Origin of the sequence: Corallococcus sp. 4LFB, from assembly GCF_046520365.1 — a bacterium.
In the GTDB taxonomy this organism is placed as follows: domain Bacteria; phylum Myxococcota; class Myxococcia; order Myxococcales; family Myxococcaceae; genus Corallococcus; species Corallococcus caeni.
On record NZ_JBKGHJ010000638.1, the window covers coordinates 1 to 3,964 of the forward strand.

Sequence of the window (3,964 nt, forward strand, 5' to 3'; positions counted from 1 at the left end):
CCGCCGCATCAGCGCGCTGGAGTCCGTGGCGCGCGAGCTGGTGGCCCGGGCAACGCGACCGAGCCTCCCGCGAAGCTGCCGAGGACCGGCTCCGAGGGCTAGAGGCCCGCTACTGGCCCAGGCGCGCGGTGCCGACGCTGGCGCCCAGCGTCGTGGAGCCCGTGCGCCAGGGGCGGGCCTGCTCGCGCACCCAGCGCCCGAAGCGGGCGATGAGGTAGCAGGCCGCCAGCAGCGCCACGGACACGCCCAGCGCCGCCGCCATGCCTAGCCGGGGCCCGATGCGCTGCGCGAGGCCCGCGATGTCCGCCCAGCCGTACACCACCGGCAGGTGCAGCACGTAGATCCACAACGACAGCCGTCCCAGCGGCGCCAGCATGCCGCTCACCCGCCGCGGCAGCAGGTTGACGACGCCCAGCACCAGCAGGCCCTGCGCCACGCGGTAGAGGACCATGGTGGGGCTGGTGGGCGTCCACTCGATGGGCAGCCAGCGGGTGAGCGCCAGCAGCGCCCCGCCCAGCGCGAGCAGCGCGAAGCCCTGCGCCAGGCCCGGCTTCAACAGGTGCAGCGCGTGCGCGGCGAACGCGCCCGCGAAGAAGAAGCCCGCCCAGGGGAAGAACGGGAAGCGGCTGCCCTCCCCGTTGCCGATGAACTGCTGCAGCGGCACCGGCAGGTGCGCGCCCGCGAGCCACATCCCGGCGCTCGCCAGGGGGATGCCCACCGCCAGCCCGCCCAGCAGCAGCGCCCGCGCGCCCCGGTGCGGCGTCACGACCAGCGCCATCGCGCCCAGCATCAGCGACGCGCCGATGCACTGGAGCGCGTCGAACTGGAAGACCTTGCGCAGCATGGCGTCGGAGAAGCCCAGCTCGCGCACCGCGCCCCAGCCCGGCCAGTGCAACAGGTAGCCCAGGAACAACAGCAACAGCGCGCGGCGGAACCGGCGGCCGAAGGAGTCCTTCGCGGCGCCCGGCTTCGTGCCCAGCGCCATCACCACCGCCCAGCCGCTCACCAGCAGGAACAGCGGCGCGGTGATGCCCCGCAGCTTCCAGTACTCCTGGACCCACGGATGCTCCCGGAAGGCGGGCGCCAGCAGCGCGTCCAGCGTGTGACCCATCACCATGGCGAGCACGGCCAGTCCCCGCGCGCCATCGAGCGCGGGGTGACGGGCCTGCCGGAAGCTGAGCGAGGGACCGATGCCTTTCAAAGCCAGTCGAGCATAAGCCCACCCGCGGGCCCCGTCTCCAAAACGCACCCACCGTGGGAGTCGGCAGGCGTGGAGACACCCCCGGATTTCACTCACAGCCCAGGTCCCGTCCTCGTGCTGGGAATGCTACAGGACGGATGCATGTCCCCTCGTGCCGCGCTCGCCGCCCTCGCGCTCCTCGCCGTCCCGGCCTCCTCCCGCGCCGCGTCCGGCGACGACTGGTTTGGCAGCGACAAGCCCAGACACTTCGCGGCGTGTGCGGCCGCCACGGGCGTGGGCTACGGCGCGGGCGCCGTCCTCTTCGATTCGACGGGCGCGCGGGCGCTCACCGGGGTGGGGGTGGGCTTGGGCGTGGGGCTGGGCAAGGAGGTCTACGACCGCGCTCGCGGCAGCGTCTTCTCCGTGAAGGACCTGGCGTGGGACACCGCCGGCACCGCCACGGGGCTACTGGCCGCGTTCCTCGTGGACCGCTTCATCACCGAGGTGCTCCTGCCCCCGCCCCGGAGCGTCGCCGCCGGGCGTGGCGGCGGGCGCGTCCGGACGGGCGCGGCGCTCCACGAACTTCAGGAGCAGGTCGCGCTGCGACCGGGGCTCCACCAGCAGCATGCGGCCTTCGGGATCCTCGGTGTCGGAGACGAGCACGGTGACCTGCCGGCGCGGGCACTGGTTCATGCAGCCCGTGGGCGTGACGCGCACCTGCCCGGCGAGGCCCCGCTCGGCGAGCTCCCCCTGGAGCCAGCGCGGCAGGTCCTGTCCGCCACTCCGGGCGCTCTTCGTCAGGCACTTGCGGCAGACGAGCACGTCCACCTCCCGCCCCTTGCCGCCCGTGTCGTCGTCCTGCATCCGCCGTCCTCCGTGGCGCCCCGCTTCCAGGCGGATGCGCCGGTCCGCGTTCCCGGCGCGCCGCCGGGCCCTTGAAGAAGAAGGGGTAGCGGTGCCGGGCTTGTTCCGCACACCCACGCCCCGCGCCCGCCGGGCCGCTGTCCGGACGGGCGCTGCCGGACTGATGGCATGGGAAAGCCCGGGAGGTGGGTGCGACGTTCCGTCTCGAAGCCAGCCGTCCGGAGCGCTGGTACGGTGCGCCCTGTCTTGTGCCGCTGACGGGAGGCCTTGCTCATGACGCGAAATCGACTGCTCCTCGGGTTCACCCTGTCGGCGCTGGGCGCGCTCGCGGGCTGTGAGCGCTCCACCGGCACGGCTCCGGACGCAACGCCTCCCGCGCCCGCTCCCGTGACGGCGCAGGCCCCGGCCGCGAAGCCCGCGGCGCCGGACGCCGACGCGGTGGCGAAGCTGGCGGCGCACTTCTTCCAGGCGCCTCGCAACCCGGCGCCGCTGCCCGCGGACACCGAGGCGCAGGTTGCCCTGGGGCGCATGCTCTTCCACGAGCCCCGGCTGTCGAAGAACCACGACGTGTCCTGCAACAGCTGCCACGGCCTCACCACCTTCGGCGTGGACAACAAGGCGCTGTCGGACGGGCACAAGGGGCAGAAGGGCACGCGCAACTCGCCCACCGTCTACAACGCGGCCCACCACATCGCGCAGTTCTGGGACGGCCGCGCCGCCACGCTGGAGGCCCAGGCGGAGGGGCCGATGATGAACCCGGTGGAGATGGCCATGCCGGACGCGAAGCGCGTCGAGGCCACGCTGTCCTCCATGCCCGAGTACGCCACCCGCTTCCGCGCCGCCTTCCCGAAGGGCGGCAGGCCCGTCACGCTGGCGAACGCGGCCCGGGCGCTGGCCGCCTTCGAGCGCACGCTCACCACGCCGTCGCGCTTCGACCGCTTCCTCGCGGGCGAGCACTCGGCCTTGAGCGCGCAGGAGCAGCGCGGCCTGGAGGCCTTCGTCACCACCGGCTGCACCACGTGCCACAACGGCCCGGCGGTGGGCGGCGCGTCGTTCCAGAAGCTGGGGCTGGTGGAGGCGTATCCGGCGCTCACCGACGCGGGCCGCTTCGACGCGACGAAGAACGAGGACGACCGGGGCTACTTCCGCGTGCCCACGCTGCGCAACGTGGAGATGACCGGGCCGTACCTGCACGACGGCAGCGTGAAGGACCTGCCCACCATGGTGCGCCTGATGGGCCGCTACCAGCTGGGCCGCACGCTGAAGGACGGCGAGGTGGACGACCTGGTGGCCTTCCTCAAGAGCCTCACCGGGGAGCTGCCCCCCGCCGAGCGCATCTCCGCGCCGCCCCTGCCCCCCAGCACGAAGCGCACGCCCAAGCCGGACCCGTCGTAGCTTCGGAAACGTCGCGCCCCGCCCCGCGGGTGCTAAACCCTCGCGCCCATGACCTTCTTCTTCCATCTCCACTCGGGCCTTCGCTACCTGGTGCTGCTGTCCGGCGTCATCGCGCTCGCGTTCTTCGCGTTCGCGGTGGCCACGAAGCGGCCGTTCGACAAGGTGGGGCGCATCATCGGCGCGTCCTACTCCGGCCTGCTGCAGCTGCAGGTGCTCGTGGGCATCGCGGTGCTGGTGACGCGCGGGTACTACCCGGCGCTCATCGGGCACATGGTGATGATGGTGCTCGCGGTGGGAGCCATCCAGGGCCCCCTGGGCGCCACCCGGCGGCGCCTGAAGTCCAGCGGCGAGGCCACCGCGTCCGGCGGGCCGCGCCCCGTGCCCGGCTACGTGCCCGTGCTGGTGGGCACGCTGGTGTCGCTGGCGCTGTGGTGGCGCATCCTGGCATCCGCCCGGCTGTTCGTCTCCACGCGTTCTGAAGCGCGTGCGGCAGCGAAGCGGCGGGGGTCTCCGCCGCCTCGTGAG

At 73.3% G+C, this 3,964-nt stretch carries 4 protein-coding genes; 2 read left to right on the forward strand and 2 right to left on the reverse strand.

Annotated features, from left to right (window positions below):
- Positions 1-109: 109 nt before the first annotated feature.
- Entirely contained in the window at positions 110-1,201 is a 1,092-nt protein-coding gene (locus ACLEQD_RS38560; RefSeq protein ID WP_410390848.1) for an acyltransferase family protein, read from the reverse strand.
- Between the two features lie 444 nt (positions 1,202-1,645).
- Positions 1,646-2,044: a hypothetical protein gene (locus ACLEQD_RS38565; protein ID WP_410390850.1), complete on the reverse strand. Its 399-nt coding sequence runs from the start codon at positions 2,042-2,044 to the stop codon at positions 1,646-1,648.
- A gap of 273 nt (positions 2,045-2,317) precedes the next feature.
- Between ACLEQD_RS38565 and ACLEQD_RS38570 the strand changes: the two genes are divergently transcribed.
- Together ACLEQD_RS38570 and ACLEQD_RS38575 are read left to right on the forward strand one after the other, a co-directional pair.
- Positions 2,318-3,439, forward strand: a complete 1,122-nt coding sequence (locus ACLEQD_RS38570; RefSeq protein ID WP_410390851.1) for a cytochrome-c peroxidase — start codon at positions 2,318-2,320, stop codon at positions 3,437-3,439.
- A 48-nt stretch (positions 3,440-3,487) separates the two neighbouring features.
- Positions 3,488-3,964, forward strand: a 477-nt coding sequence (locus tag ACLEQD_RS38575) for a hypothetical protein (protein WP_410390853.1), incomplete at its 3' end; no start/stop codon positions are given.